Raw genomic sequence first — 25031 nt, 5'->3', positions numbered from 1 at the left:
CCGTTTGTGAAAGTTGAAGGGTACAAGACGTGTTCGAACTGAACAACACGATTAGGGACTACCATTGGGGATCTCAAAGCCAGATCTCTGATTTGTTGGGGCTGCAGACAACCACCAACCCGCAGGCCGAGTTATGGCTTGGCGCCCATCCGGGGTGCCCCAGCCGGCTGGCCGATGATGGGCGGGGACTGGATTCGGTCATTTCCAATGACCCCACCGGCACCCTGGGGGCGGATATCGCCGAACGTTACGGCAAGTTGCCGTTTCTGTTCAAGGTGCTGTCCGCCGCCCAACCGTTATCCATCCAGGTTCACCCGACCCTCGAACAGGCCAGGGCCCGTTTTGCCAAAGAAAATGCGGCAGGCAAGGCACTGGATGCGGCGGACCGGAACTACCGGGACGACAACCACAAACCGGAAATGCTTTATGCACTAACCGATTTTGTGGCGCTCTCCGGTTTCCGCCAACCCAAGGACATCATTGACGACCTCGAGTTGCTCGCCCCGAAACTGGAAGCCGAAGGCCAGCTGGCCCTGGCAACCCTGGGCAAGTGCTTGCGTGAAGACCACGGGCTGGCCGCGGCCCTTGAGTATGTGCTCAACTGCCCGTTGGACATCGCCACGGTGGTGCAGCAGATCTGCGCGGCCATCCAGCAGCACACCATCTTGAACGAGCGCGCGCAATTCGCGGAGCTGGTGAGGATCAACCAAATCTATCCGGGTGACGCCGGGGTTTTGGTGGCATTGTTGCTCAACCTGGTCTTCCTGAAACCAGGCCAGGTGATCAGCCTGGCCGCGGGGAACGTGCATGCCTACCTGCGCGGGCTTGGCATCGAGGTCATGGCCAACTCGGATAATGTGTTGCGCGGCGGGCTGACCAGCAAACACATCGATGTCCCCGAACTCTTGGACGTGAGTATTGCGCGGCCATCCGCTCCCCCGCTGCTGGAAGCTCAGGTCTTGAGCGATTCAAGTGTGGTGTTTCAGCCCGAGTTCGACGAGTTCCAGCTCCAGGTAGTGACCGGGGCAGAGGGTTCGCACGCGGTGCCGTTGCAGCTTCACGGGGCAGGCATATTGTTGTGCACCGACGGCGAATTCTTGGTTCAGGGCGCCACCAAGCAGGTCCGCCTGAACCGCGGAGAGTCGCTGTTCCTGTGCGCCTCCCAGCTTCCGGCCACTGTCACCGGCGACGGGGCGAAGTCCAGCCGGCTCTTTGCCGCCAGCGCGCAGCGCGCCTGACGATCCCCTCGATTGCCGTTCACCGCCTAAAAACTTCGAGCCGCACACTTCACTGGGAAGTGTGCGGCTCGAAGTTTAATATCCAGCTGGTTTTGCGACCAGCACAGGCCTAGCGGGTGTAGGCATCCCACTTGTCCTGCTTGTGCTCACCCTCGACAAAGCGGATGGTTCCCGACTTGGAACGCATCACGATTGACTGGGTGGAGATGCGGCCGTTTTTGTAACGGACACCGCGCAACAGGTCGCCGTCGGTGATACCGGTTGCCGCGAAGTAGCAGTTATCCGAGGTCACCAGGTCGTTGGTGGTCAGCACGCGGCCAAGTTCGTGGCCGGCGTCGATCGCCTTCTGCTTCTCATCGTCATCGGTTGGCCACAGGCGGCCCTGGATCACGCCGCCGAGCGACTTGATGGCGCATGCGGTCACGATACCCTCAGGGGTACCGCCGATGCCCATCAGCGCATCCACGCCGGTACCTTCGCGGGTCGCGGCGATAGCGCCGGCCACGTCGCCGTCCATGATCAGCTTGGTGCGTGCACCGGCATCGCGGATTTCCTGAATCAGGTCTGCGTGGCGTGGGCGGTCCAGCACGGTCACGGTGACCTGGCTGACCTTCTTGCCCTTGGCCTTGGCGATCAGGTGCAGGTTCTGCTTCACCGGCAGACGCAGGTCCACCAGTTCCGCGGCCTCTGGGCCGGTGACAAGCTTCTCCATGTAGAAGACTGCCGACGGGTCGAACATGCTACCGCGGTCGGCCACGGCCAACACGGACAGGGCATTGTTCAGGCCCAGGGCGGTCAGCCGGGTGCCGTCAATCGGGTCGACAGCCACGTCGCACTCGGCGCCGCTTCCGTTGCCAACCTGCTCGCCGTTGAAGAGCATGGGTGCTTCGTCTTTTTCGCCTTCGCCGATCACCACAACACCGTTGAAGTTCACGGTGGACAGCAGCCCGCGCATGGCGTCCACTGCCGCGCCGTCGGCGGCGTTCTTGTCACCGAAGCCAACCCATGGCGAGGAGGCGATGGCCGCCGCCTCCGTGGCACGGACAAGTTCCAATGCCAGGTTACGGTCTGGCTCCGCGTCGGTTACCGACAGTCGCGAAGATAGGTGGGCGAAGTTGTTCTTTTCGGTCACGAAGGATCCCATCACTGAGTCGTAGTCATTGCGCCTATGCAAACAGCCTCTATTCTATCCTTTTTGTTTTCTGCGACGCATGTTGTGTCGCAGCCTTCCTGAGCACACTGCGACGTGGGCTTGGGCACTGCGGTTCGATATCCACAGAAACTTCGGGGAGAATGGAAACCGTGCAGCCCGAGAATACTGAGAAAAACACAGCCCGAAGTGAAGCCGGGATGGCCCCGGCCCTTGGCGAGGAGCCCTCACGCCGCGACATCAACGACCCCAATGCGACGTTCGAGGACCTTCCGCACAAGCCGCAGCTGACCGAGAAGCAGGCCAAACGCGCCAATCAGACGCTCAAGGGCATGATCCTGTCGATCGGTTTCTGCATCGTGGTTTTTCTCCCGCTCTACCTGCTGAACCCGGCCCCGGCGGAAAAGGCCTTTGAATCAACCGTCGACCTTCAGTCAACCGCCCAGGGCGCATCGGACATCGCCGGGATTGAGCTCTTCGCCCCTGAACTGGCCGAGAACGAATATGCGAACTTTGCCCGCTGGCAGGCGAATAGCGCTCAGGGTGTCCCCTACTGGGAATTTGGCGTGGTCATCGAGGACAACAAATTTGTCTGGGTTCGCCAAGCCATTGACTCAAACCCCACCTGGGTCGCGCTGATCACCGATTCCGCCCTTCCCACGGGCACCAAGGAAATCGACGGGGTGGCGTGGGAAGTGCGCACCAAGGACGAAAAAACCTACATGATCGCCGAAGGCAAGGATTCAACCATGATCCTCTCCAGCGACACCGGCGAGGAAGAACTGGTTGAGATGGCCCGCCTGGCCACCGAATCCACCATGTAGTTTTGCGTCGGCACGTGCGCCTCGGGAACACATAGGCTCGTCATGTATTCGATATTCGAACTTTGCACCGGCTAGAATTCGAATCATGCCTCATGACACCACACAGCACTCCATGACCCCCAACGAAGCGTGGACCAAACTGCGCGACGGCAATCTGCGTTTCGTCAACGAAGATACCGAGCATCCAAACCAGGACAGCGCCAGGCGCCGGTCGCTGATCACCGGGCAGGAACCGTTCGCCGTGATTTTCGGCTGCTCGGATTCGCGTCTCGCCGCGGAAATCATCTTTGATGTGGGCTTGGGCGACATGTTTGTGGTGCGCACCGCTGGCCACGTGATCGACCTGGCCAGCATCGGTTCACTGGAATTTGCGGTGGATGAACTGAACGTGCCGCTGATTGTGATTCTGGGCCACAACTCCTGCGGCGCGGTCACCGAAGCCATCAACAGCCGCAACAGCGGCATCATGCCCAAGGGATTTGTGCGCGACCTCGTGGAACATATTGCCCCGTCGGTCCAGGCCGCCGAACGCAACGGTGTGACCGATGTTGACGGCACCGTGGTGGAACACGTGAAACAGACCACCGACCGACTGGTCGAGCTGTCCACCGTCCTGTCCAAGGCAATCGCCGAAGGCCGCACCGCCGTGGCTGGCGTCTCCTACCACCTCGATGGCGGCAAGGCGCAGCTGGTCTCCAGCCTGGGCTTGGATCTGGACTAAGGACCCCGCCGGGGTTCGCCAATACATCATCTGACAGGGATTATTCCCCAAACAGATAGTCGTCGCTGTTGATTGTGACGTTAACGCCATATTCTGTTCTTCCGCGCGGGTTCAGGCGTACGCTGACCCTATGATCAACAGTGACGACTTCCGTATTGAACATGACACCATGGGTGAAGTCCGGGTTCCGGCTCAAGCCCTGTACCGCGCGCAGACTCAGCGCGCCGTAGAAAACTTCCCCATCTCGGGTAAACCACTTGACTCGGCGCATATCAAGGCACTGGCTCAGGTCAAGAAGGCCGCCGCCCAGGCGAACCTGGCACTGGACGTACTCGATGCTGAGCGCGCAGAAGCCATTGTTGCAGCGGCGGATCAGGTAGCGAGCGGCGACTACGACACCCATTTCCCCATCGACGTTTTCCAGACCGGTTCTGGCACCAGCTCGAATATGAACACCAACGAGGTCCTCGCCGAGCTGGCGACCCGCGCGTTGAAGGACTCGGGAAGCACCACCGAAGTTCACCCCAACGACCACGTCAACGCGTCGCAGTCCTCCAATGACGTGTTCCCCACCTCGGTCCACGTGGCGGCAACTGCCGCCTTGATCAACGACCTGGTTCCGGCCCTTGAAACCCTGGCTTCCTCGCTTGAGGCTAAAGCCGTCGAGTTCAAGGACATCGTCAAGTCCGGCCGCACCCACCTGATGGACGCCACGCCGGTCACCCTTGGCCAGGAATTCGGCGGTTACGCAGCGCAGATGCGTTACGGCATTGAGCGTGTGCAGGCGGCCCTCCCGCGTGTGGCCGAGGTTCCCCTAGGCGGCACCGCGGTAGGCACCGGCATCAACACCCCGGACGGTTTCCCGCAGAAGGTGATTGAGTTCCTGCGGGCGGACACCGGCCTGCCGATCACCGAGGCCCGCAACCACTTCGAGGCCCAGGCGAACCGCGACGGTTTGGTCGAGGCTTCCTCGGCACTGCGCTCCATTGCCATCTCCCAGATGAAGATCGCCAACGATCTGCGCTGGATGGGCTCGGGCCCCAACACCGGCCTGGGCGAGATCGCCATTCCAGACCTGCAGCCAGGTTCATCGATCATGCCCGGCAAGGTCAACCCGGTGATCTCCGAGGCAACCATTCAGGTGGCCGCGCAGGTAATCGGCAACGACACCGCCATCGCGTGGGCCGGAACCAACGGCGCCTTTGAGCTCAACGTCGGCATCCCGGTCATGGCTTCCAACCTCTTGGAATCCATCCGCTTGCTGGCCAACGTCTCAACCGTCTTGGCAGAGAAGATGATCAACGGCATCACCGCCAATGTGGAGCGTGCGCGTTTCCTGGCCGAGGCATCCCCCTCCATCGTGACCCCGTTGAACAAGCTGATCGGCTACGAAAACGCGGCCAAGATCGCCAAGAAGGCCGTGGCGGACGGGCTGACCGTCCGTGAAGCCACCGTGGCGCTTGGTTTTGTGGAGCGCGGCGAGGTTACCGAAGAGCAGCTGGATGCGCTGCTGGATGTGTCCACCATGGTGGGCAATTACTAGGAGCTTCACCCTTGGGGCCCGGCACAGGTACTATCCTGCGCCGGGCCTTGTCATTTTCCGTGCGGTTGGTCCCGGTCAACCCGCCGCTGCGGTTTTGGAAATCATGAACTTACAGGTCACAATCGAAAAATGACGACCTCTGCAGGCTCGAACAGCTACCGGGAAATTAGACCCTCGCGCGCCCAGTGGGCGAAGATTCCCCGGCGCCTGCCCCGACCGCTGGCGCACCGTATTTCCTGGTTGATCGCGTTGCTGAGCACCCTGGGCATTTTTGTTCGATTCCAGCATTGGGCCGACCTGGATGCCGATGCGTGGGTGGGCGGCTACCGGCTGCTTGATGCGCTGGGCCTGGCCAGCATTTCGCTGATAGTCATTTTCAGCTTGGGTGGTTGGTTCCTGCACCGTTTCAATATGGGTCTGAGCCCCTTGCTGCTGTCTCTTGCCGCCACGGCCCACACCCTCGATGCATCGCCCGAAGCCCCCTGGTGGTGGGCCGGAGCCCTGCTGGCAAGCCTTTGGACACTGGCCGACGTGATCGTGCTGATCCGCCAGACTGCCAGGGTGCGGCTCTTGGCCCGCTCCTTGACCCCCGAAGCTTGCCTGAAATTGGAACACGGCTCGCGCCACAGCCTGCGGTTCGCCACCGCAGGCGAAGCCCTGTGGGCATTGGGTTCCGGGCTGCTAGCGGCCGGGTTGTGGTGGTGGACCCTTCAGATCTTTGCCGGGGAAGAAGGCCTCACAGCGAGCGAGCTTGATGACCTTTCGGAATCTGATTTCTGGGCCGCACCCGCGCTGCTGGCCGCCGTGCTGGCGATCATCCTGTTGGTGCGTGCAGTGCTCAAGGCAAGTGCTCGCGCTTATGTCGGCAACTATGTCTGGCATCTTGCCACCGGCGACGCTCCGGTCAGGTTCTCCTGGATGGATGAAAGCCCAGCCGGAGGCGACATTGACGCGGTCCGGGACACCGGCGATTCCCGGTGCATCTGCGTGGCCGAGCTGTTGCAGCTGATGCCCGAGGATGCCGATGAGATCAACTCGAGTTCCTCACTCCCGGCCAGTGCTCATTGTCCTGTCCACGGGATTGACGCGATCAACCGCCTGGCGCCTGAGCAGTTCGCGAATCTGGCAGGATCGCCCTGGGTGTGGGATGAGCTGTCCGAACTCCCCCAATCTTCCGGCCCTCCGGGCGAGCGACAGCTGATCATCGGATATGCGGCGGGCGCATTTCCGGGATTTCCAGGGGTGAAAACCGGTGAAGGAAGGTTGCAGATCCTTGAAGGATCCGGCATCGCCTGCGAGGTGGGCCGGAACGAAAAGGATGACGCTGCGCAACCAGGCTCCGCCCCGTCGGCCGGCGCGGTGGACACGATTGACCTGCGGCCGTTCGGCATGGCTGGCCAGGCGGTGCGTTACCAACATTCGCGCGCGTGGTTTATTCCGGATCGCTAGCTCACAATGATCTGCGGCCAGCTGCGGCTTCCACCCTGTTCAGGCGCTATCCGCTCGGTGCGCTGAGGTTCTGGCTTTCAGCCCCGCCACCGCTATTCGCACGATCTCCGAGCCCGAGCGGGAGTCGCAACACACCGGGCTACTCACCGCGGACAAACCCGCCCGGGTTGAAACGGCCAACCGCGGACTTGGGCTTGCGGGTACAGCGGCACCTCGTCAGCCCGCGGTTATCTACACCGCGATCCAGTACCGGCGCAGGTCTTCAACCGCACCGAAACGCTGCGCAATTTCCGCGGCGGGAACGATCCGCTCCAGCTTCCCGCCGCAGGCTTCAATGGTTCGCGCCGAGGCGATGTTCGAGTCGTTGCAGGTGACCAATACACGTTGCAACCCCATGCCCCTGGCTTCATCCAAGGCACCGGCGAGCGCAAGCTTGGCCAGCCCCTGACCGCGGGCGCTGGGGCGCACTCCGTAACCAATGTGCCCACCGACTTCTTGCAGGAATTCATTCATGAGCGTGTGGCGCAGGCTGACCGCTCCAAGGTACTCGCCGTCGCGTTCAAGCCACAGGGTGCTTTGCGGCGCGAAACCTTCCGGCGGCACCGCGCCCGGCCGCCCCAGCTCGTTGAGCAGTTCCACCCATTGCGCGAACCCCTGCGGTGAGTGCAGATCCCAGCCGAATTTCGCGGCGAAAAAGACGCTGGCCCCATCCTGATCGGCGCTCCCCCACTCGGCCCAGCTTTCCAGCCATGAGCCGTGCAGTTCGGTGGTCGGCGGGCAGAGCGTAGCAGTCGTCATCCCTCAACCCTATGCCAGAGAGGTACTTGCGTCGAAGCCGCTGTGCACCCAATCACCTTCTGTTGCACTATTCTCCTTAAAGTGCAAAACTGCACTATATGGAAAATAGTGCAAAAGATGATTTGTCGGCTCCCACGAAGGGCGCGCATCTGAGCACTCGTATGCAAAAGACCCGGCTGTCGATCACCCGGCAGGCCCGGGAACTCACCGCGGAGCATGGTTACAACGGCTTCACCGTTGAACAGTTATGCGAACACGTCGGCATTTCACGTCGAACCTTTTTCAACTACTTCCCCACCAAATTGGATGCGGTTTTCGGACACGACGCCGATGACATCCCCGAAGGCGCGGTTGAACGCTTCATGGCGTCCCGGCCTGTGGGGATCACCGGACTGTCCCCCACGCTGCTAGCCGATCTGGTGGCCTTCGTGCTTGAACAGCTGACCTTCGACGAACAAGCCATCGTCAGCACCCACGGTTTTTTCTCCGTCGTCCACCGCGAACCCGAACTGCTGCAACGGATGATGCAGGTCGGCCCGGAGAAGGAAGCTGAATTCCTGAACCTGATTGCTACCCGCGAAGGGGTGCAACCGGATCACCCGGGGGTGATGGCCCTGGTCCACTTCATGCATTTCGCGGTCATCAAATCCGTTGACAGGTATGTCTCGGACTCCGGCCAGCGTTCGATCACCGACGTATTCATGGAATACATCACCGCGGCCCAAGACGTCATCTCTCACCCGCTGACGCGGAACGACTCGTAGAAAAACAAAAACTCTCGCAAGGAACCACATGACTACCACCACTTCCCCGGGCAAGCCGCCGGGAAACGCACCCCTGGTGCTGACCCAGCGGCGTATCTGGATCATCTTCTCGGCGCTGATCGCCGGCATGATGCTTTCCTCCCTGGACCAGACCATCGTTTCCACCGCCATGCCCACCATCGTGGGCCAGCTCGGCGGCGTGGAGCACCAGGCCTGGATCACCACCGCCTACCTGTTGGCCACCACCATCGTCATGCCGATCTACGGCAAATTCGGCGATGTGCTGGGTCGACGCAACCTCTTTCTGATCGCGATTGCGCTGTTCACCCTGGCTTCGGTCGGGGCGGCGTTCGCCACCGACTTCTGGACCTTTGTGGTCTTCCGCGCCATGCAGGGCCTGGGCGGCGGCGGTCTGATGATCCTGTCCCAGGCCATCATCGCCGATATTGTCCCCGCGTCCGAGCGCGGCAAGTACATGGGCCCGCTCGGCGGCATTTTTGGCCTGTCCGCGGTGGCAGGTCCACTGCTCGGCGGCTTTTTTGTCGACCATCTTTCGTGGCAGTGGGCGTTCTACATCAACATCCCGATTGGCATCGTGGCGTTTTTGATTGCCTGGTTCACCCTGACGCTGCCAAGCAAGAAGGCCGAAAAGAAGATCGACATCCTGGGTGTGGTGATGCTCTCCATCGCGACCACCTGCCTGATCTTCTTCACCGATTTCGGAGGTTCCGCGGCTCACGGCTGGACTGCCCTGGAAACCTGGGCTTGGGGTGCCGGCCTGGTGACCGCCGTGCTGCTGTTTGTGCTGGTTGAGTCCCGCGCCCAGGACCCGATCATTCCGCTGAGCCTGTTCAAGAACAAGGTCTTCATCAACGCCACGGCCATTGGTTTCACCCTGGGTATTGGCATGTTCTCCGCCATCGCCTTCGTTCCGACCTTCCTGCAGATGTCTTCCGGAACCTCGGCGGCCGCTTCCGGCCTGCTGATGCTGCCGATGATGGCAGGCATGATGGGCACCTCGATCTATTCGGGCATCGCCATCACCAAGTCCGGACGCTACAAGGGCTACCCGATTGCCGGTACCGTGATCACCGCGCTGGCGATGCTGTGCTTCACCACGCTGACCGCGCAGACCCCGATCTGGCTGATCTGCGTCTACCTGTTCTTCCTGGGCGCCGGCATGGGCCTGATCATGCAGGTTGTGGTCCTTGTGGTGCAAAATGCCGTCGACCCGGAAATGGTTGGCGTGGCAACCTCCACCAACAACTACTTCCGCGAGGTCGGCGCCTCGCTGGGTGTGGCAATCTTCGGCGCCATGTTCACCAACCGGCTCTCCGAGAAGCTGATGGATGTCTTTTCCGGGGCCGGCGCCAGCGCCGCCGACGCCGGCCAAGCAACCTCTACGCTGGACCCGGAAACGCTGTCCCAGCTGCCCGAAACGGTACGCGACGGAGTGGTGACCGCCTACGCGGATTCGCTGGCACCGGTGTTCTGGTACCTGATTCCGTTTTTGGTTATCGCCTTCGCCTTGGCCCTGTTCCTCAAGCAGGTTCCGCTCTCCGAGCAGGCCGGCATGGTGGCCCGCGGTGAAGCCATTGCAGGTGATGAAGCCGAGGCGCTCGAAGCCGCTGAGCGGGCGCAGGAAACCGCCCCGCGGGATTCGGCAACCGCGCATGAACACCCCACGGGATCTGTACTGATCCAGGATCCGAAAACCGATCAGGATCCACGCAACTCCTAACCCGGGCTGAACACGGCTCAGGCCCCGCACACCACCCGTGTGCGGGGCCTGACGCATTGGTGCGCGAACTCGGGGTGGTTCAGCTGGATGTGCCCGCCCAGCCTAGGCGGCGAAGTATCCGCCAGGGCGAGGATTCAGCGCCCAGGTAATGGCGCGTTCATGCAAGGGTGGCAACTGCGGCCGGTCATCCAAACTGAAGTAGGCAACCTCCAGGTTTTCATCATCGGCGCAGACGGGCTGCCCCGAAACGTGGACGGCCTTGAAGACCACATCCAGGTACTGGGCTTGATCCCCGTTGGGATATACCGTCGGCGCGGTGATGCCGACACCCAGCAGATCGGTGATTTCACACCGGATGCCCGTTTCTTCCAGCACCTCGCGCGAGGCGGTGTGCGAGGCTTCTTCCCCCGGGTCGATGATTCCGGCCGGAAGTGTCCACTGGCCGTTATCGGCACGGCGCACCAGCAACACCCGGTCGTGGTCGAACACCACAACCTTCACCCCGGAGAGCCACAGCATTTCGTGTCCGATATGGGTTCGCAGTTCTGTAATAAATTCTGGTGTGGGCATAAACCTATCGTGCCACAAGCAGTGCACACAGCGAGCCGCCGATCATAAACGGCCCAAAGGGCACCGCCGACTTCAACGTCAGGCGGCGCACCAGCACCCCGCCGAGCACAAACACCGTGGCACCAGCAAAGGTCATCAGTGTGGCAACCAGCAGCGCGGGAAATGAGAAGTACGCCAGATTCAGGCCGAGCACGGCGGCAAGTTTCACATCCCCCATGCCCATCGCCCCGGAGGAAATCAGCGAAACCAGCAGGTATCCGCCGCACAGCACCATCATGCCAGCAAGCGCCCGGAGCACCGGCCAATAGTCCATCCGCACCGCACCCAGCAGGGAAATAAGAATCCCCGAGGCCAGCAGCCAACGCAGAACCAGCCGGTTGGGCAATCGGTGGCTGGAAATATCGGCGGCCGACAGCGCGATCCCAAAATACGCAAAACACAGCAACAAGGCGGCAATCAGCAGCGCGGTGACCCAGGATTCCTGGGCGACCGCCGCAATCTGCACCGGGCTGCGCACCATCATGCCTCCAGCATAGGCTCAGGCCCCCTGTCCCCGGGGAAAGTCACGAGATTGTGCATAACCAGTGCTATTCGGGCGCGAGACTCCTAGACTGGAATCATGACTCAGCCAGCAGCACCGCAGCTCTTCCCGGGGCACCCTGTGCCCACGTCAGCCGCCCGACGCCGGTTTCGGGCGCTCGCTCGCTCGGCCCCCTGGCTGAGCACCTCGCTGCGTATTTCATTCCAGGTGCCCCAGCCGTTTGAAGACCCGGCACGGGGGTTGAAAGGCCGACTGGAAATGATCATCCGGCAGCGTGAGGCGGTGGCCGTCTACAACCCTGACGGTGAGATTATTTATCAGCGCGAACATTTCACTGCCGACCGCGGGCCGAGTTTTGTGGCCTCGGCGTCCTCCTCCTCGTGGGCTCTTCCGGTGGCCCTCACTTCACCGGTATTCACCGGTGACCGGCTGGTCCATCGACGTCCGGAGATCGCCGGATTTGGCGACCTGTTGCCCCTGGATTTTTTGTCCACGGTGCTGGACCCCTTTGAGGTGGCCGGGGCCGAACCGGCGTCGCTGGATCTGGCTTTTGACCATCCCACCTACATCCACGAGCTGGCCGAAAGCACCTTCGCGGGACGCAAGGTGCTGGCCGCGGTGCTCTCCGCAGGCTACAGCTACCGCGCATGCCTCAGCGATTTCGCGCTGGTTCCGGCGGGTACCCGAACGCTGCTGATGCTGGATCTGGAGACCGGAATCTGTGTGCACCGCCGGGTGCTCGACGCCGGAAGCCACGAGCCAGAGGTCAACATCCAGGTGCTGTCCCGCAACGAGTACTACATTGATTCGCTGTTCACCGCACCAACCCCCACCCTGACCGATGTGCGGGCACCGATCCCGTGGGAGTTGCGCGGCGAATCAGGTACGGCCTAACCGAGGTAGGGTCCGTCCAGCATCTCGGTGACCAGTGCGGCGATGGCTGAACGTTCCGACCGGGTTAGCGTGACATGCCCGAACAGCGAATGCCCCTTGAGCTGTTCGACCACCGCGGCAATACCGTCGTGGCGTCCCACATGCAGGTTGTCGCGCTGGGCCACGTCATGGGTCAGCACAACCTTTGAGTTCTGGCCGATGCGGGAGAGCACGGTGAGCAACACATTTCGTTCAAGCGACTGGGCTTCGTCGACAATCACAAACGAGTCATGCAATGAACGCCCGCGGATATGGGTCAGCGGTAGTACTTCAAGCATCCCGCGGTCCACCACTTCATCAATCACGTTTTTGGACACGATGGATCCCAGGGTGTCGAACACTGCTTGGGCCCACGGGCCCATTTTTTCGCCTTCCGAGCCGGGCAGGTAGCCCAGTTCCTGGCCGCCGACGGCATACAGTGGACGAAACACGGTGATCTTGCGGTGTTCGCGGCGTTCCATGACCGCTTCCATGCCGGCGCACAGGGCCAGCGCGGACTTGCCGGTTCCGGCGTTGCCGCCCAGCGAAACGATGCCGACCGTCGGGTCCATCAGCAGGTCCAAGGCGATCCGCTGCTCAGCGCTGCGCCCGTGCAGCCCGAAGGCCTGCTGGTCTCCGCGCACCAGTTTGAGGGTGGTGGCATCGGTCTTGCGCCCCAACGCGCTGCCGCGGGAGGAGGTGATGACAAAACCGGTGTTCACCGGCACCTCGGCAAGCTCGGGTAGGTTCGAGAGGTGTTCACGTTCGTAGAGCGCAGCCATTTTCTCTTCACCGAGTTCAAGCTGTTGAATCCCGCTCCAGCCCGTGCTGGTGATCAGTTCGTTGCGATACACCTCTGCGTGGATTCCAATGGCCGATGCCTTGATTCGCATCGGCAGGTCCTTGGTCACCAGTGCAACATCTTGCCCCTCGTCCAACAGGTGTTTGGCCACGGCAAGGATCCGGGTGTCGTTATCCGACCCGCGCATGCCGACAGGGAGCACCTCCGCGGCAATGTGGTTCAGTTCAATACGCAGGGTCCCGCCGGCGGCGGTGACCGGTACCGCGTTGGCCAGTCCGCCATGGCTGGCAATCAGGTCGTCCAGTCCGCGCAGTGCCTGGCGGGCAAAATATCCCAGTTCGGGATCTTTGCGTTTGTTCTCCAACTCCGTGATGACGGTTAGCGGGATGACCAAATGATGTTCTTCGAAACGGAACATCGCCTTCGGATCAGACAACAGAACCGACGTATCGATCACGTAGGTCCGGACACCCTCGTCAGCATTTCGGGTCATGGCAGCGCACCTATTCTCGAATCCGGCGTGGGGATCGCTCCCCACGCGTGTGTGGGGACTCCCGGCACCGGATGTCCAGAGGCGATTCCGGTGATCGAACCGGTGAACGCTGCTGTGGTCATCTAGTGAGAAACCCTTCGCTCAGCTGGGACTGAATGTCCCTGCCTTAGTGCTCACGATAGACCCATGCACCGGCTAATTGGTGTTCAGTTGGGTAAAGAGTAGGCAACGTTTTTTCAAACGTTGCCTGCCGCCGCAAGAACTAGGTGCCGAATCGGCGCTGCCGGTCGGCAAAATCGCGCAGGGCCCGCAGGAAGTCAACCCGCCTGAAGTCCGGCCACAGGGCCTCGCAGAAATAGAATTCGGAGTAGGCGCTCTGCCAGGTCAAAAAGCCGCTCAGGCGTTGTTCCCCGCTGGTGCGGATCACCAGATCCGGGTCGGGTTGCCCCTTGGTGTAAAGGTAGGACTCGATATCATCGGTGCTCAGCTCGTCGGTCACCTGTTCGAGGGTGCGGCCATTTGAGGCGGCATCACGCAGCAAGGACCTGATGGCATCAAGGATTTCGCGGCGCCCGCCGTAGCCGATGGCCACGTTCACGTGTACTCCGGTGCGATTGGCCGTGGCGGATTCCAACGTGGCCAATTTCTGCGCGAGCTGTTCGGGAAGCAGATCGCGGGCGCCGACCTGCTGCACTTTAACCCGGTTGGTTTCGCCCAGCCGGTCCAGGGTCGAGCCGATCACTTCCAAAAGGTCGCGCAGTTCACCGGGTTCGCGGTTCAGGTTATCCGTGGAGAGCATATACAAGGTGACAACCTTGATGTTCAGCTCTTCGCACCAGTCCAAGAATTCAAGGATCTTATCCGCCCCGGCCTGGTGCCCTGCCATGGTGGGTGTGCCGGCCAGTTTGGCCCAGCGGCGATTTCCATCCACCATGACACCAATATGATGCGGCAGTTTGTCGGCAGGAAGCGACTTCGCCAGGCGCCGTTCGTAGAAACGGTACACGAGGTTGGGAAGCTGCACCGTGCCCTGCCTTTCCTTGAAGATTCAAAACCCTAGACACTAAATCTACCGTGTCTGACGGCCTGCACCTTTCATCTGGGGTGGCGGCAACCGAGTTTTAGTTCCGCTGAAGCCGGTGAAGAAACTCGGTGATGCTGTCTACCGGGGCTTGGCACAGTTCTTCCCGGCACGGCTGGATCCGCAAAGCTCCGGGGGCGCCCAGAGAGTCCGGGGACTCACGTACCTGGATTCCCAGTGCCTGGCAGATCCGTCGCAGCCTGGCTCGCTCTGGTGCTGTCGCACCGCTGACGTTCACATACTGCACCGTGGCGTTCAGAAGCTCCTGCACTTCCAAGGCTGTGGCGACCTGGGTCGGTACTTCTGTGGCCAGCGCCAGCGCGTGGGCCGTCAATTCCCGTGCGTGCTCAAGGCTAGCGGCGTGGGAATCAGTCCACTGCCCGTCAGCCAGCGCCGCGACCGATCGCCGGCTCAAGGCCAAGGCGTACAACGCGCCGGCGGCCGGAATCGCATCATCCAACACGCTGGTTGCCCCGGCACTGCGCTGGGCGCTCAACCGCGCATCCAGCTGGACCGCATCATGCGGCACCCCGGTGTGCGGGTCGACAAAATCTCCTGCGCGTTCCAGCAGCAGGTTGGCGCGCGCCGCCCAGTCTGCGCCCTCCGAGCCGGTTCCCAGCGCCAGGAATCCCAACGCCAGCCCCGCGTAATCCTGCAAGGTTCCCTCGTTGGAAGGCTCGGCTTTCCCTTCAAAACTCACCCTGGCCAGCCGACCGGTTTCCGCATCCCAGTGCACCTGCCATACCGCTTGCGCTATTTCTTCGGCCAGCTCCACCAGCCCGGGGTCATCCAGCAGGTGTCCCGCTTCGCACAGGGCTTCAATGGCCAGGCCGTTCCACCCGGCAATCACCTTGGCATCTTGTCCGGGCCGGGTGCGCTGCTCCCGCATACGGGCCAGCTCCATCGTCAACTGCTCCCAAGGCTCTTCTTCATGGGCCCTCGGGAAGCGGGTCAACGACAGGCAGTAGTGTCCGGGATCTTCGGCGACTTCCGCCAGCCGCACCAGATCAACCGGTAGCGAGTCCAGACGGTCCAATGCGGTGTTCAGTTCGGCCCGCGAGAACGTATAGTAGGCGCCTTCAATGCTCTGTCCCCCGCGCGGCGAATCAGCGTCCAAGGAGCTGGCCAGCGCACGCGGTGTGTGCCCCGGTTGACCTGCCCGCAGGTCTCGGCGCAGGAATTCGGCCGTGCGCAGGGCAGCGGTGCGAGACGCCGCGGCGAGATCCGTGGCGTGTTGCCGCTGCTCCCCGGAAGCACTGAGCACATATTCCTCGGCGAACACGGCACTGCGTGCACACAGTGAAAGCAACCCGGCATTGTCGTACAGCATCTTCTCAAAGTGCGGAACCGACCATTGCTCGTCCACGCAGTACCGGGCAAAACCGCCACCCAGGTGATCCTGCAGGCCACCGCGGAGCATCGCCTCCAAGGTGGTTGCCAGCGCGTTAAAAACCTCGTCCCGCGCCTCATGGTCAAGAATCACCGAACGCCACAGGGTTTTCAGCGCCCAGGTGGGAGGGAATTTCGGGGCCGGTGTGGTTCCGCCTTCGGGTCGGGTCGCGGAAACCCAATGCGCCGCGGCGGCCGCCAGGGCCGCTCCGGCTGTGCCGGTTGCGCGCAGGGATAACAAGGCACCTTGCCTGGTTCCGAGTTCGGCCAGATGCCCGGCCAGCATCTCAGCTTGCTGGATCAGGCCTTCGCGCCGGGTGTCCCACGCTTCACAAACGGCGGTGATCACCTGGGTGAAGGACGGGGTTTTGCCTCGCGGCACCGCCGGGTAGTAGGTCCCGGCATGAAATGCACGGCCGTCGGGCAGGGCAAAAATGGTCATTGGCCACCCGCCAGCGCCGGTGAGCGCCTGGGTGGCCATCATGTAGGTGTCATCCACCAGGGGGTGTTCTTCGCGGTCCACCTTGATCGACACAAAATGATCATTGAGCATGGCCGCGATGTTCGGATCATCAAATGTTTCGTGGCTCATCACGTGGCACCAGTGGCAGGCGGAATATCCGATGGATAACATCACCGGCACATCACGCAGGCGCGCCTGTTCAAAGGCTTGGTCCCCGTAGGGGTACCAGTCCACTAGTTGGTGAGCATGTTGCCTGAGGTACTGGCTCGAAGAGCCTGAGAGTCGCTGAGCCACGACTTCAAGCTAGCACGGACTACTGTCCTTCGCTGGTCTTCGGGTCCAGAGGCTCCCCAGGGGTCTCAAGCTTGCGGGTTTCGCCCTTGCTCATCATCTGCTGCTGCCGCATTTCTGCTTCAGACTGGTAGCGCACCCGGCGTACCCGGCGCACCATGTCTCGCATCAAGAAGATGCCGGCGATCACCATCACGGCGGTGACAACAAAACCCAGGAACCCGGGACCGTAGTCGCTGGCCTTTTCGGTTCCGAAGGTGTTGTTGCTCGATGCCAGGATCACGGACGCGTAAATCGCATTCACGGTGTACAGACAACTCTTTTCTACAGCTGGAAGTTTCTTTGAACTATCTTAGTCCGGCAAACAGATCGGACTCTGGGAGTTCGGTGGCCACCTTGGAAGAAATCAAGGTGTAGTCCTCCCACGGCCAACTTTCAGCATAGACGTGTTCCGGCACGGCGAAAAAGAACCCCTCGGGATCGATCTGGGTTCGGTGGGCCAACAGCGCCTGATCACGCTGGGAGAAGTAGTCGGCGCAGAGAATCTGGGTGGTGGTGGTATGTGGGGAAACCCACTTAAACATCTGGTTATCCTCGTCGGCTTCCCACTGCGCCACCCGCTCGGTATAGGGAGATTCATACCCGGACTCAAGCATCGCGTAGTGCAGGGTACGGAAACGCTCAGGTGAGAACGCACGGTCGTAGTAGAGCTTGCCGACAGACCACGGTTCGCCCAGCTCCGGGTACATTTCAGGGTTTCCTGCGTGCTCAAAGGCAAAGGTTGAGAGCTTATGGGCATGGATGTGGTCCGGGTGCGGGTAGCCGCCGTTCTCGTCATAGGTGATGATCACGTGGGGACGGAACTCGCGGATCAGCTTGATAACCCCGGCGGCGGCTACCTCGATTGGCTGCAGCGCGAAGGCGCCGAAGGGAAGCTCGGGCAGCGGGTCGCCTTCCGGAAGCCCGGAATCAACGTAGCCAAGCCAGCGGTGCTTGATTCCCAACACCGCGGCGGCCTCCGCCATCTCGGTGCGGCGCACCCCGGGCAGGTCACGGTGCGCATGGGCCAGCTCACCGGCCGCCGCGTTGAGGATATCCCCGCGTTCACCGCCGGTGCAGCTCACAACCATGACCTCCGCGCCGGCGGCCACGTAGGCGGCCATGGTGGCAGCACCCTTGGATGACTCGTCGTCAGGATGCGCATGGATCGCCATGAGGCGCAGGCCCTGAGAGGGGGCGATCTTTTTCATGTCGTGGTTCTCCACTGGTCAACTTCCTTCAGCACTTTTTACACTCGCGCGGGGCTTTCACACCCACCCATTATCTCAACCGCACTCCGACCTCCCGTTATTCCCAGCAGCGAGTCAACGGTAGACTTGATGTTCAGGACCCAACGAACGGCACGGCCCACCAAGCATCGGGCCACCGCCAAGGCAAGAGAGTGGTGCAAGGCGCGCAATGTCTGATCCAAGCTTAACGGCTCGTTACAACAACCCCAAGAATCGCCACCTTTCAAAAAGAAACCGCAACATCCTGATCGGTTCGGCCCTGGTTGTTGGCATTGCTGGCGCCGCCTATTTCGCCTCGTCAAACTACCAAGCGGTCTCCTACCAGGACATCGGTTTTGCCGTTCAGTCCCCCACCGAAGCCCAGGCAACCATCGCTGTTGAATACAATGCCAAAGACCGTGTGCAGTGCGATGTGAGGGCCATGAATAAAACCAAAGCTATCGTCGGTTTCAAAACGATCGTCTTGGACCCGGGGGAAGAAACCGGGATTGTGAAACAGAGTTTCACCGTGGATCTGCGTACCGATAATCTTGCGGTGACCGCCGGAATCGAGGAGTGCTCCATCATGCCTCAGGAGTTCAAAGGCTAACATTTTGTTAGTTTCCTCCCCTGATAGCTGAAACTATTGGGTTAATTCACCTTGGGCGACTACTATCGATCGAAAGATACGTTTCACCCCGCATCGGCACATGACCGGAATATCAACTGATCCGGAGCATATTGCTGGCGGGGTCTTTGCTTGCATCTGTAGGAATGCGAGTTCAGCCAAACGTACCGAATTCGACTTCGTCGAGGCCACCGCATAGGTGGCTTTCCACTTTCCAGCAGAAGGTGCGTCGAAGTCCCGACTGACCAAAGGAAGTACAACCGTGAGCACCAACAGCAACGAACCTATCGTGTGGCTGACTCAGGAAGCCTACGATCGGCTCAATACTGAACTGACCTTCCTCTCCGGCCCGGGCCGCGCCGAGATCGTTGCCCGTATCGAGCAGGCTCGCTCCGAGGGCGACCTGAAGGAAAACGGCGGTTACCACGCGGCCCGCGAAGAGCAGGGCAAGGCTGAGGCCCGCATCTTGTACCTCAAGGACCTGCTGCGCCGTGCGCACGTCGGCGAAGCTCCTGCCGACGATGGAATTGTTGAGCCGGGCATGTTGGTTGTCGCCAGCATCGCTGGCGATGAGACCACCTTCCTGTTCGGTTCGCGCGAAGTCGCTGGCGATACCGACCTGGAGGTCTACTCCGAGCAGTCCCCTATCGGCATGGCGGTTCATGGCGCCAAAGTGGGCGACAAGCTGACCTATGCCGCACCGAACGGTCGCGACATCAAGGTGGAAATCCTGTCCGCCAAGCCGTTCTCTTCCTAACTCACCATTAGGTGTTCAAAAGCCGCTGGCCACCCCGTTACGGGGTGGCCAGCGGCTTTTGCTGTGTTCAGCCGTTAGGCGACCGAGCCTCCGGCGGTGTTGGTGATGTGCGGGTCGAATCCTTCAGCACGCAGGTTGTTCAGCACCATCTTTGAATGCTCGTGCCCCTTGGTTTCCAGGTCGATGGTGATCGCCACGTCGCCCATGGACAACGAACCGCCAATACGGGTGTGGTCCAGCCGCGTCACGTTGGCATCCGATTCGGCAATGATTCGGGAGATCTGAGCCAACGCACCGGGACGGTCCGGGAGCATCATCCGGATGGTCAAGAAACGCCCGGCAGCGGATAAACCACGCTGGATCACCTTGAGCATCAGCAGCGGATCGATATTTCCTCCGGAGAGGATCACCGCGGTGGTTGCCGGGTTGATTCCGTGCTCTTCCAGCTTGTTTTCAAGCAAGGCCGCCACCCCGACGGCACCGGCCGGTTCAACAACCAGCTTGTTGCGTTCAAGCAGTACCACCAGGGCGCGGGCCAGCGCATCCTCGGAGACGGTGACCACGTCGTCCACCAGCTCCTTGATGATCGCGAAGGGAAGCTGGCCTGGTTTACCCACCGCAATGCCGTCGGCAATGGTGTGCACGGTATCCAGCGGGACCAGGGCGTCAGCGGCCAGTGACGGAGGGTAGGCCGCCGCGTTCTCCGCCTGCACGCCCACCACACGGATTTCACGGCCCAGCTGGCGTGCGCGTTCCTTCAACGCGATGGCCACACCGGCCAGTAGCCCGCCGCCGCCCACACCCATCAGCACGGTGTCCACATCCGGAAGCTGTTCGAGCAGCTCCAAGCCGATGGTTCCCTGCCCGGCGATGATATCCGGGTGGTCGAAGGGGTGGACAAAAACTGCCCCGGATTCATCGGCGTACCGCTGGGCTTCGGCCAGTGCCTCGTCAACGTTGTTGCCGAACAGGACGACCTCGGCGCCGTGGTCGCGTGTTGCGGTGAGTTTGGGCAGCGCCACCCCCAACGGCATGTAGATCCGGGCCTTGATACCCAGGTGGCTGGCGGCCTGGGCGACACCTTGGGCGTGGTTGCCGGCCGAGGCCGCCACGACGCCGCGGGCTTTTTCTTCCTCGCTTAATTTGGCCATGCGCACGTAGGCCCCGCGGACCTTAAAGGACCCGGCACGCTGCATGTTTTCACATTTGAGGAAAACCTCGCTGCCCAAGTGCTGGGACAACACGCGGGAGTGTTCCACCGGGGTCAGGGCAATCACCGGTTTGAGCACGTTCGCCGCTTCTTCGATATCTGCCAGGCTGACAGGTAGTTTAGTTTCAGTGCTCATGGTTTTTGTCCTCGGGGTGTTCAGGAAGCCGTGTGGTTGGCGCAGGTATTGATGTGGGAGCTGACATGTTTTCAGCTGGGAGATCGGGTGAACTGTCCGGGGGGCCGGCTCCGGCCAGCTCCGTTCCATAGGTTTCGGCGACAAACGGGTCGGTGTCCCAACCCCGCCGGGAAAGGTATTTAACCACGGTGTTAACCACCGCCAAGAGTGGGACCGCGAAAAGCGCCCCGGCGATGCCGGCAAGCATGGTGCCACCGGCTACGGAGAGCACCACCGCCAGCGGGTGCAGGCTGACCGCCTTGCCCATAATCAGTGGCTGCAGGATATGCGATTCGGCCTGTTGGACCAGCAGCACCACCGCGAGCATGATCAGCGCATTGACCCAGCCGTTGGAGACCAAGGCAAGCAGTACCGCCAGCGCCCCGGTGAGCAGCGCACCGACCACGGGGATAAATGAGCCGATAAACACCAAAACACCCAGCGGCAGCGCCAGCGGAACACCCAAGAAGAACGCGCCAAACCCGATGCCCAAGGCATCGATCAAGGCCACAACCATCTGCACCCGGACGTACCGGACCAGTGAGGACCAGCCGCGGGTCAGTGCGCCATCCATGGCAGGGCGTGCACGGCGTGGCAGCAGGTTGATCAGGAACAGGCCGACCTTGCGCCCGTCGAGCAGCAAAAAGATCAGGCAGAAAACGGTCAGGAGCACACCGGTGAGGATCTGCCCGAGGGCAGAACCCCAGCTGATCGCTTCGCTGAGGATATTGGTGGCGTTGCCACGCAGCTCGGTCAGCGCGTCGTCCAAGACGGTTTGCAGGTCGTCATTGGTCAGCTGCAGCGGGCCGTTGAACAGCCAGTCCTGGATCTGCTGGATGCCGGTCAGCGCTTGGGTCCACAGGTCGGCGAATCCCACGCTGAGCCGTTGGCCCGCGAGCGACAGTCCGGCCACCACCAGGGCGAGGAAGCCAATGAGTGTGATTCCCACGGCCAGCCCATGCGGGACAGCAAGTTTGGAATTGAGGATCTTGACCACCGGCGACAGCAAGCTGGTGAGCAGCGCCGCGATCATCAAGGAAATCAGCAGCAAGGAAACCTTGGAGAGCATCCAGAAAATGACACCCAAGGCGGCCACAATGATCAAAAGGCGCCAAGCCCAGCTGGCGGCTAGACGTACTCCGTAGGGCATATCTTCTGCGGTGCGCAGATCCAGCGTCTCTTCTGGAGCTGCCGCGGTAGTCTCTGTCTTTAGGGTCGGCAGGGTGCCTCGCAGGCGGCGTAGACGCTCTAACCGATTACTCTTCATGTCCCTACGCTACCGCGCGAATTGCGCGAGGATGGATTCCATGTCGAATTTGTGACAAAAAACAAGGACCAGTACCCGATTTGGGCACTGGTCCTAGGATTCTAATTCAATATGTCTAGTCGTCTCCACGCAGGATAGCCAGAATGCGCAGAATCTCGGTGTAGAGCCAGATGAGGGTCATGGTGATACCAAAAGCACCACGCCATGCCATCACAGCCGGAGCTCCCTGGTTGGAGAGCTCTTCGATCATGGTGAAGTCCGAAACCAGTGCGTAGGTTGCCAGCAGGATCGCCAGCACACCGATGATCAGGCCCAGAGCCCCGCCGCCGGCGCTGCGCAGGCCAAACATGCCATCCACGGCTCCGGTCAGCATCAGCACCATGTTCAGCAGCGAGAAGACCAGCATGCCGATCATGGCGATCATGAACATCTTGTTCAGTTTCGGGGTCATACGGTATTTACCCGAACGGTACAGAGCCAGGGTCACACCGGCCACCGCGAAGGTCGCCACCACGGCCTGGATGGCGACACCGGGGTAAAGCCCGTCAAGGAACTGCGAGAGGCCGCCGAGGAAGAGTCCTTCGGCCGCCGCGTAGGCCAAGATCAGGCCCGGAGACGGCATTTTCTTGAAGGCGTTAACCAGGCCGAGAACCAAACCGATCAACGCGCCCGGAAGCATCAGCACCGGGAATGCCCAGCCGATAGCCGCGCCTATAACCACGAGGATCAGGCAGACCACCGTTTTGTTGATGGTGTCGCCAATGGTCATGCGACCCATGTCGGTGTTGGTGGCAGCCGGCTGCTGATACATGGTGTTCAGCTCGTCGGCGCTCATGTTGGCAGTATCACGGAATCCAACCGGAGCACCGGGCTTGGTGCCCCATGCGTCGGCCTGGTTCTTCGAACCAAAGATTGGGTTGCCGCTCAATGTCATTCCCCCGTAGGTCGTGTGGCTAGTTTGCACGGCAGTGCTTGTTGGTACTGCTATTAAGAATATTGATGAATGCTGTGAATCGACTCAGTCAAAGGGATGATTTCGAGTGTCAGAGACCGAATCTTCTAACCTGTAAGCGAAAACGACCGAAAGGCCGCTGAATTCTCGGGTGAGGCCAAAGAAGGTGCGGCGGCCGGTCAAGAGGAAGCTAGGCTCTCAAACCTACGTGTCTGCGTCGGAACAACCAGCCGGAATTTCTCGCGCTTCGATCGCAGCCAAACGGAATTGTCGACGCTTCTCGATACACTTTGGACATTTCACCTACTTGTATAACATCACGTGGGAAAACATCTGATTTCTTGAAGGGACCGATGAAGAAAACCGTTGTCGCCGTCATGCTGGCCACTCTCGCGCTCACGACTGGTTGTCTACCCAAACCAATCGAGTTCAAGGCTGCGGACCCAACAACGCCAGCCATCGACCCCGAAGAAGAGCAGCTGGCATGGGCCAACAACCAGATCAAGGCGTGGGCTGCCGAATACAGAGGCGTAGGTATCGCTGACGTTGTTGAAGAACGATGTGTCACTTCATGGGAATCGCCTGCCGAAGGGATTCTAGAAATCACCGTTGGATGTGGCCAGTCACCACTTGATATTGAATGGCTGGCGGGCGACATTCTCCGGGAAGGTACATCCGAAGATTTGCAGACAGTCGTAGCCATCAGTGAGAGCACTGGTGGAAAAGTTACGTGCGACCGGCCTTGGTCCAATCGATGCAAATCTGAATTCTGACGGGCTTGGAAAACGAGCAACCGTCATTGACGAATGGTCCAACCTTAGTGGTGGCAAAATACCTCAGGGCTTTCGCAGCTCGCTTCCAAAGTTTTCCTGGCGCCGAGTCCTCGTGATGTTGAACTGTCGCCGTTCACTCGTGAAGGCTCATCATTTGAAGTTGTGGACTATCCGACCGTCGCCATGTGCCTGACGGATCCCTAGCGCTGGCTGCAGACAGTGTTCGGCCACAATCAGGGTATAAACGGATTTATAGCTGACACTTGCACTAGCCGAATGCAACGGCAGGTATCGACGGCAGGGTAATCTCGCACCAGTAGCACACCTAGCTCTAGACTCTATTTAGACCAATTGGAGGAATGCCCTGTGAAGAGAGCCTTAGTCCTAACCGCTGTTGCTGGCATTCTCGCTTTAACCGGGTGCATGCAACCAATTGAGTTTAAATCGGCACCTGAGACAATGCCCGCAATTGAGCCCCAAGACATGCCGACCGTTCAGGCTGCGGGTGGCGCCGAATCATGGGGCTCTGACGATGTGCAAATCACCGGAGCCACACCAGAGCTTGAAGAGTTCGCGAATGACAGCTTAGAAGCGTGGGCCGACTACTACCGGGGGATAAGCCAAGGTAGCTACGCGAAACATGCTTACAGCATCAACCTGTACGGCGAAGATAGCTGGCGAAATTTCCTCACCATAGACTCTCCTCGGCCCGGTGAACTTGTTGCCAACTTAGACGGATTCCTATCCGAAGAACTTATTGACGTTCTAGCTGATCAAGTGGCATGCAAAATGTCTGAAACCGTAAAAGGTATCGAGATCCTGCAGCTGAACTCGACGAAACCGAACGCTAATGGATTCACATATTTTGGAGGCTGGGCCAGCTCTGACGGTTGCGCTGACTACTAAGCGCTTTAAATGACAAATAATCGATGACGATTTAGACGGGGTAGCAATCGCCCTGAATAACGTGGCACCTCAAATGAATGTGTCCAAAGTAGGCCCAAAAATTCATGACCCGAAAAACAAAAGACCCCCACTCCCCTTGCGATTACAGGGATGCAGCGGTCTTTTCGCAAGTGCCCCCAGTGGGACTCGAACCCACAAGCCTTGCGGCAGCTGATTTTAAGTCAGCCGTGTATGCCAATTCCACCATGGGGGCTGGACTCTAAAATCCTACGTGATCAATTCGGGAAATGAGAAATCCCCGGCTCATCCGCGGAGGATCGTATCC

24 protein-coding genes and 1 tRNA gene are annotated in these 25031 nt (G+C 60.5%); 12 read left to right on the top strand and 13 right to left on the bottom strand.

Translation table 11 applies throughout. The features are described 5' to 3' along the window. The first annotated feature begins 29 nt into the window (after positions 1-29). Positions 30-1238, top strand: a complete 1209-nt coding sequence (gene manA, locus ACIOWL_RS05675; protein ID WP_400382545.1) for a mannose-6-phosphate isomerase, class I — start codon at positions 30-32, stop codon at positions 1236-1238. A 109-nt stretch (positions 1239-1347) separates the two neighbouring features. Here manA and glpX read toward each other — a convergent pair whose 3' ends face one another. Beyond that, entirely contained in the window at positions 1348-2382 is a 1035-nt protein-coding gene (gene glpX / locus ACIOWL_RS05670; protein ID WP_400382543.1) for a class II fructose-bisphosphatase, read from the bottom strand. A 149-nt stretch (positions 2383-2531) separates the two neighbouring features. Between glpX and ACIOWL_RS05665 the strand changes: the two genes are divergently transcribed. The 4 genes from ACIOWL_RS05665 (at position 2532) to ACIOWL_RS05650 (ending at position 6925) form a co-directional block, all read left to right on the top strand. Beyond that, complete coding sequence (locus ACIOWL_RS05665; protein ID WP_400382541.1) at positions 2532-3212, top strand: DUF4245 domain-containing protein; 681 nt, start codon at positions 2532-2534, stop codon at positions 3210-3212. Between the two features lie 85 nt (positions 3213-3297). Continuing rightward, positions 3298-3933 carry a carbonic anhydrase gene (locus ACIOWL_RS05660; protein ID WP_400382539.1) on the top strand — a complete coding sequence of 212 codons (636 nt, stop codon included), beginning with the start codon at positions 3298-3300 and terminating at the stop codon, positions 3931-3933. Between the two features lie 130 nt (positions 3934-4063). Then, complete coding sequence (locus ACIOWL_RS05655) at positions 4064-5476, top strand: class II fumarate hydratase (protein WP_400382538.1); 1413 nt, start codon at positions 4064-4066, stop codon at positions 5474-5476. 129 nt (positions 5477-5605) lie between these two features. Further along, complete coding sequence (locus ACIOWL_RS05650) at positions 5606-6925, top strand: hypothetical protein (RefSeq protein ID WP_400382536.1); 1320 nt, start codon at positions 5606-5608, stop codon at positions 6923-6925. A 231-nt stretch (positions 6926-7156) separates the two neighbouring features. On the opposite strand, the gene ACIOWL_RS05645 is transcribed toward ACIOWL_RS05650, so the two are convergent. After that, on the bottom strand, positions 7157-7723 hold the full coding sequence (locus ACIOWL_RS05645; RefSeq protein WP_400382534.1) for a GNAT family N-acetyltransferase: 567 nt from the start codon (positions 7721-7723) through the stop codon (positions 7157-7159). A gap of 98 nt (positions 7724-7821) precedes the next feature. Here ACIOWL_RS05645 and ACIOWL_RS05640 point away from each other — a divergent pair, with 98 nt between their 5' ends. Continuing rightward, the gene (locus ACIOWL_RS05640) at positions 7822-8487 is read left to right on the top strand and encodes a TetR/AcrR family transcriptional regulator (protein ID WP_400382532.1); all 666 of its coding nucleotides are present in this window, start codon (positions 7822-7824) and stop codon (positions 8485-8487) included. 28 nt (positions 8488-8515) lie between these two features. Then, positions 8516-10228 carry an MDR family MFS transporter gene (locus tag ACIOWL_RS05635; protein ID WP_400382530.1) on the top strand — a complete coding sequence of 571 codons (1713 nt, stop codon included), beginning with the start codon at positions 8516-8518 and terminating at the stop codon, positions 10226-10228. 102 nt (positions 10229-10330) lie between these two features. Here the strand turns inward: ACIOWL_RS05635 and ACIOWL_RS05630 are convergent, their stop codons facing one another. Continuing rightward, complete coding sequence (locus ACIOWL_RS05630) at positions 10331-10798, bottom strand: NUDIX hydrolase (RefSeq protein WP_400382528.1); 468 nt, start codon at positions 10796-10798, stop codon at positions 10331-10333. Positions 10799-10802: 4 nt separating this feature from the next. Further along, a complete protein-coding gene (locus ACIOWL_RS05625; RefSeq protein ID WP_400382526.1) occupies positions 10803-11321 on the bottom strand; it encodes a prepilin peptidase in 519 nt (172 codons plus the stop codon). A gap of 96 nt (positions 11322-11417) precedes the next feature. Between ACIOWL_RS05625 and ACIOWL_RS05620 the strand changes: the two genes are divergently transcribed. Further along, positions 11418-12233 (top strand): hypothetical protein, encoded by an 816-nt coding sequence (locus tag ACIOWL_RS05620; RefSeq protein WP_400382524.1) that lies wholly within the window; start codon positions 11418-11420, stop codon positions 12231-12233. On the opposite strand, the gene ACIOWL_RS05615 is transcribed toward ACIOWL_RS05620, so the two are convergent. From ACIOWL_RS05615 to mca, 5 genes are all read right to left on the bottom strand, one after another. Then, positions 12230-13546, bottom strand: coding sequence for a PhoH family protein (locus ACIOWL_RS05615; RefSeq protein ID WP_400382522.1), 1317 nt, complete (start codon positions 13544-13546; stop codon positions 12230-12232). The two genes, ACIOWL_RS05620 and ACIOWL_RS05615, sit on opposite strands and share 4 nt — an antisense overlap. Positions 13547-13808: 262 nt before the next feature. Beyond that, positions 13809-14570 (bottom strand): isoprenyl transferase, encoded by a 762-nt coding sequence (locus ACIOWL_RS05610; protein WP_400382520.1) that lies wholly within the window; start codon positions 14568-14570, stop codon positions 13809-13811. 97 nt (positions 14571-14667) lie between these two features. Continuing rightward, entirely contained in the window at positions 14668-16773 is a 2106-nt protein-coding gene (locus ACIOWL_RS05605) for a thioredoxin domain-containing protein (protein ID WP_400382519.1), read from the bottom strand. A gap of 19 nt (positions 16774-16792) precedes the next feature. Further along, a complete protein-coding gene (locus ACIOWL_RS05600; protein WP_400382518.1) occupies positions 16793-17074 on the bottom strand; it encodes a hypothetical protein in 282 nt (93 codons plus the stop codon). Positions 17075-17117: 43 nt separating this feature from the next. Then, positions 17118-18020: a mycothiol conjugate amidase Mca gene (gene mca / locus ACIOWL_RS05595; RefSeq protein WP_400383251.1), complete on the bottom strand. Its 903-nt coding sequence runs from the start codon at positions 18018-18020 to the stop codon at positions 17118-17120. Positions 18021-18228: 208 nt separating this feature from the next. Between mca and ACIOWL_RS05590 the strand changes: the two genes are divergently transcribed. Next, positions 18229-18648, top strand: a complete 420-nt coding sequence (locus tag ACIOWL_RS05590; protein WP_400382516.1) for a DUF4307 domain-containing protein — start codon at positions 18229-18231, stop codon at positions 18646-18648. A 280-nt stretch (positions 18649-18928) separates the two neighbouring features. Beyond that, positions 18929-19423: a transcription elongation factor GreA gene (gene greA, locus ACIOWL_RS05585; protein ID WP_400382514.1), complete on the top strand. Its 495-nt coding sequence runs from the start codon at positions 18929-18931 to the stop codon at positions 19421-19423. Between the two features lie 74 nt (positions 19424-19497). Here the strand turns inward: greA and ilvA are convergent, their stop codons facing one another. The 3 genes from ilvA to ACIOWL_RS05570 all read right to left on the bottom strand — a co-directional run bounded on the left by ilvA (position 19498) and on the right by ACIOWL_RS05570 (position 23009). Further along, positions 19498-20769 carry a threonine ammonia-lyase gene (gene ilvA, locus ACIOWL_RS05580; protein WP_400382512.1) on the bottom strand — a complete coding sequence of 424 codons (1272 nt, stop codon included), beginning with the start codon at positions 20767-20769 and terminating at the stop codon, positions 19498-19500. Beyond that, a complete protein-coding gene (locus ACIOWL_RS05575; RefSeq protein ID WP_400382510.1) occupies positions 20759-22075 on the bottom strand; it encodes an AI-2E family transporter in 1317 nt (438 codons plus the stop codon). Before ACIOWL_RS05575 ends, ilvA begins: the two co-directional genes overlap by 11 nt. Positions 22076-22190: 115 nt before the next feature. Then, positions 22191-23009 carry a Bax inhibitor-1/YccA family protein gene (locus ACIOWL_RS05570; RefSeq protein WP_400383249.1) on the bottom strand — a complete coding sequence of 273 codons (819 nt, stop codon included), beginning with the start codon at positions 23007-23009 and terminating at the stop codon, positions 22191-22193. A 371-nt stretch (positions 23010-23380) separates the two neighbouring features. On the opposite strand from ACIOWL_RS05570, the gene ACIOWL_RS05565 reads away from it, so the two are divergent. Together ACIOWL_RS05565 and ACIOWL_RS05560 are read left to right on the top strand one after the other, a co-directional pair. Further along, complete coding sequence (locus ACIOWL_RS05565) at positions 23381-23800, top strand: hypothetical protein (RefSeq protein ID WP_400382508.1); 420 nt, start codon at positions 23381-23383, stop codon at positions 23798-23800. A gap of 423 nt (positions 23801-24223) precedes the next feature. Further along, the gene (locus ACIOWL_RS05560; protein ID WP_400382506.1) at positions 24224-24706 is read left to right on the top strand and encodes a hypothetical protein; all 483 of its coding nucleotides are present in this window, start codon (positions 24224-24226) and stop codon (positions 24704-24706) included. 171 nt (positions 24707-24877) lie between these two features. Here the strand turns inward: ACIOWL_RS05560 and ACIOWL_RS05555 are convergent. Next, positions 24878-24959: transfer RNA gene (locus tag ACIOWL_RS05555), tRNA-Leu, on the bottom strand. Positions 24960-25031 lie beyond the last annotated feature (72 nt).

This window comes from Glutamicibacter sp. NPDC087344 (assembly GCF_044744225.1).
In the GTDB taxonomy this organism is placed as follows: Bacteria; Actinomycetota; Actinomycetes; order Actinomycetales; family Micrococcaceae; genus Glutamicibacter.
The sequence above is the reverse complement of the archived record's forward strand: the minus strand, read 5'-3'. Positions and strand labels throughout refer to the sequence as shown.

Coding starts and splice junctions, on each gene's coding strand:
- ACIOWL_RS05635 (WP_400382530.1), top strand. CDS start 8,516: ATGACTACCACCACTTCCCCGGGCAAGCCGCCGGGAAACGCACCCCTG.
- ACIOWL_RS05665 (WP_400382541.1), top strand. CDS start 2,532: ATGGAAACCGTGCAGCCCGAGAATACTGAGAAAAACACAGCCCGAAGT.
- ACIOWL_RS05575 (WP_400382510.1), bottom strand. CDS start 22,075: ATGAAGAGTAATCGGTTAGAGCGTCTACGCCGCCTGCGAGGCACCCTG.
- ACIOWL_RS05650 (WP_400382536.1), top strand. CDS start 5,606: ATGACGACCTCTGCAGGCTCGAACAGCTACCGGGAAATTAGACCCTCG.
- ACIOWL_RS05660 (WP_400382539.1), top strand. CDS start 3,298: ATGCCTCATGACACCACACAGCACTCCATGACCCCCAACGAAGCGTGG.
- ACIOWL_RS05630 (WP_400382528.1), bottom strand. CDS start 10,798: ATGCCCACACCAGAATTTATTACAGAACTGCGAACCCATATCGGACAC.
- ACIOWL_RS05645 (WP_400382534.1), bottom strand. CDS start 7,723: ATGACGACTGCTACGCTCTGCCCGCCGACCACCGAACTGCACGGCTCA.
- ACIOWL_RS05625 (WP_400382526.1), bottom strand. CDS start 11,321: ATGATGGTGCGCAGCCCGGTGCAGATTGCGGCGGTCGCCCAGGAATCC.
- ilvA (WP_400382512.1), bottom strand. CDS start 20,769: ATGAGCACTGAAACTAAACTACCTGTCAGCCTGGCAGATATCGAAGAA.
- ACIOWL_RS05640 (WP_400382532.1), top strand. CDS start 7,822: ATGGAAAATAGTGCAAAAGATGATTTGTCGGCTCCCACGAAGGGCGCG.
- ACIOWL_RS05655 (WP_400382538.1), top strand. CDS start 4,064: ATGATCAACAGTGACGACTTCCGTATTGAACATGACACCATGGGTGAA.
- ACIOWL_RS05570 (WP_400383249.1), bottom strand. CDS start 23,009: ATGACATTGAGCGGCAACCCAATCTTTGGTTCGAAGAACCAGGCCGAC.
- mca (WP_400383251.1), bottom strand. CDS start 18,020: ATGAAAAAGATCGCCCCCTCTCAGGGCCTGCGCCTCATGGCGATCCAT.
- ACIOWL_RS05590 (WP_400382516.1), top strand. CDS start 18,229: ATGTCTGATCCAAGCTTAACGGCTCGTTACAACAACCCCAAGAATCGC.
- ACIOWL_RS05560 (WP_400382506.1), top strand. CDS start 24,224: ATGCAACCAATTGAGTTTAAATCGGCACCTGAGACAATGCCCGCAATT.
- ACIOWL_RS05615 (WP_400382522.1), bottom strand. CDS start 13,546: ATGACCCGAAATGCTGACGAGGGTGTCCGGACCTACGTGATCGATACG.
- ACIOWL_RS05620 (WP_400382524.1), top strand. CDS start 11,418: ATGACTCAGCCAGCAGCACCGCAGCTCTTCCCGGGGCACCCTGTGCCC.
- ACIOWL_RS05565 (WP_400382508.1), top strand. CDS start 23,381: ATGAAGAAAACCGTTGTCGCCGTCATGCTGGCCACTCTCGCGCTCACG.
- glpX (WP_400382543.1), bottom strand. CDS start 2,382: ATGGGATCCTTCGTGACCGAAAAGAACAACTTCGCCCACCTATCTTCG.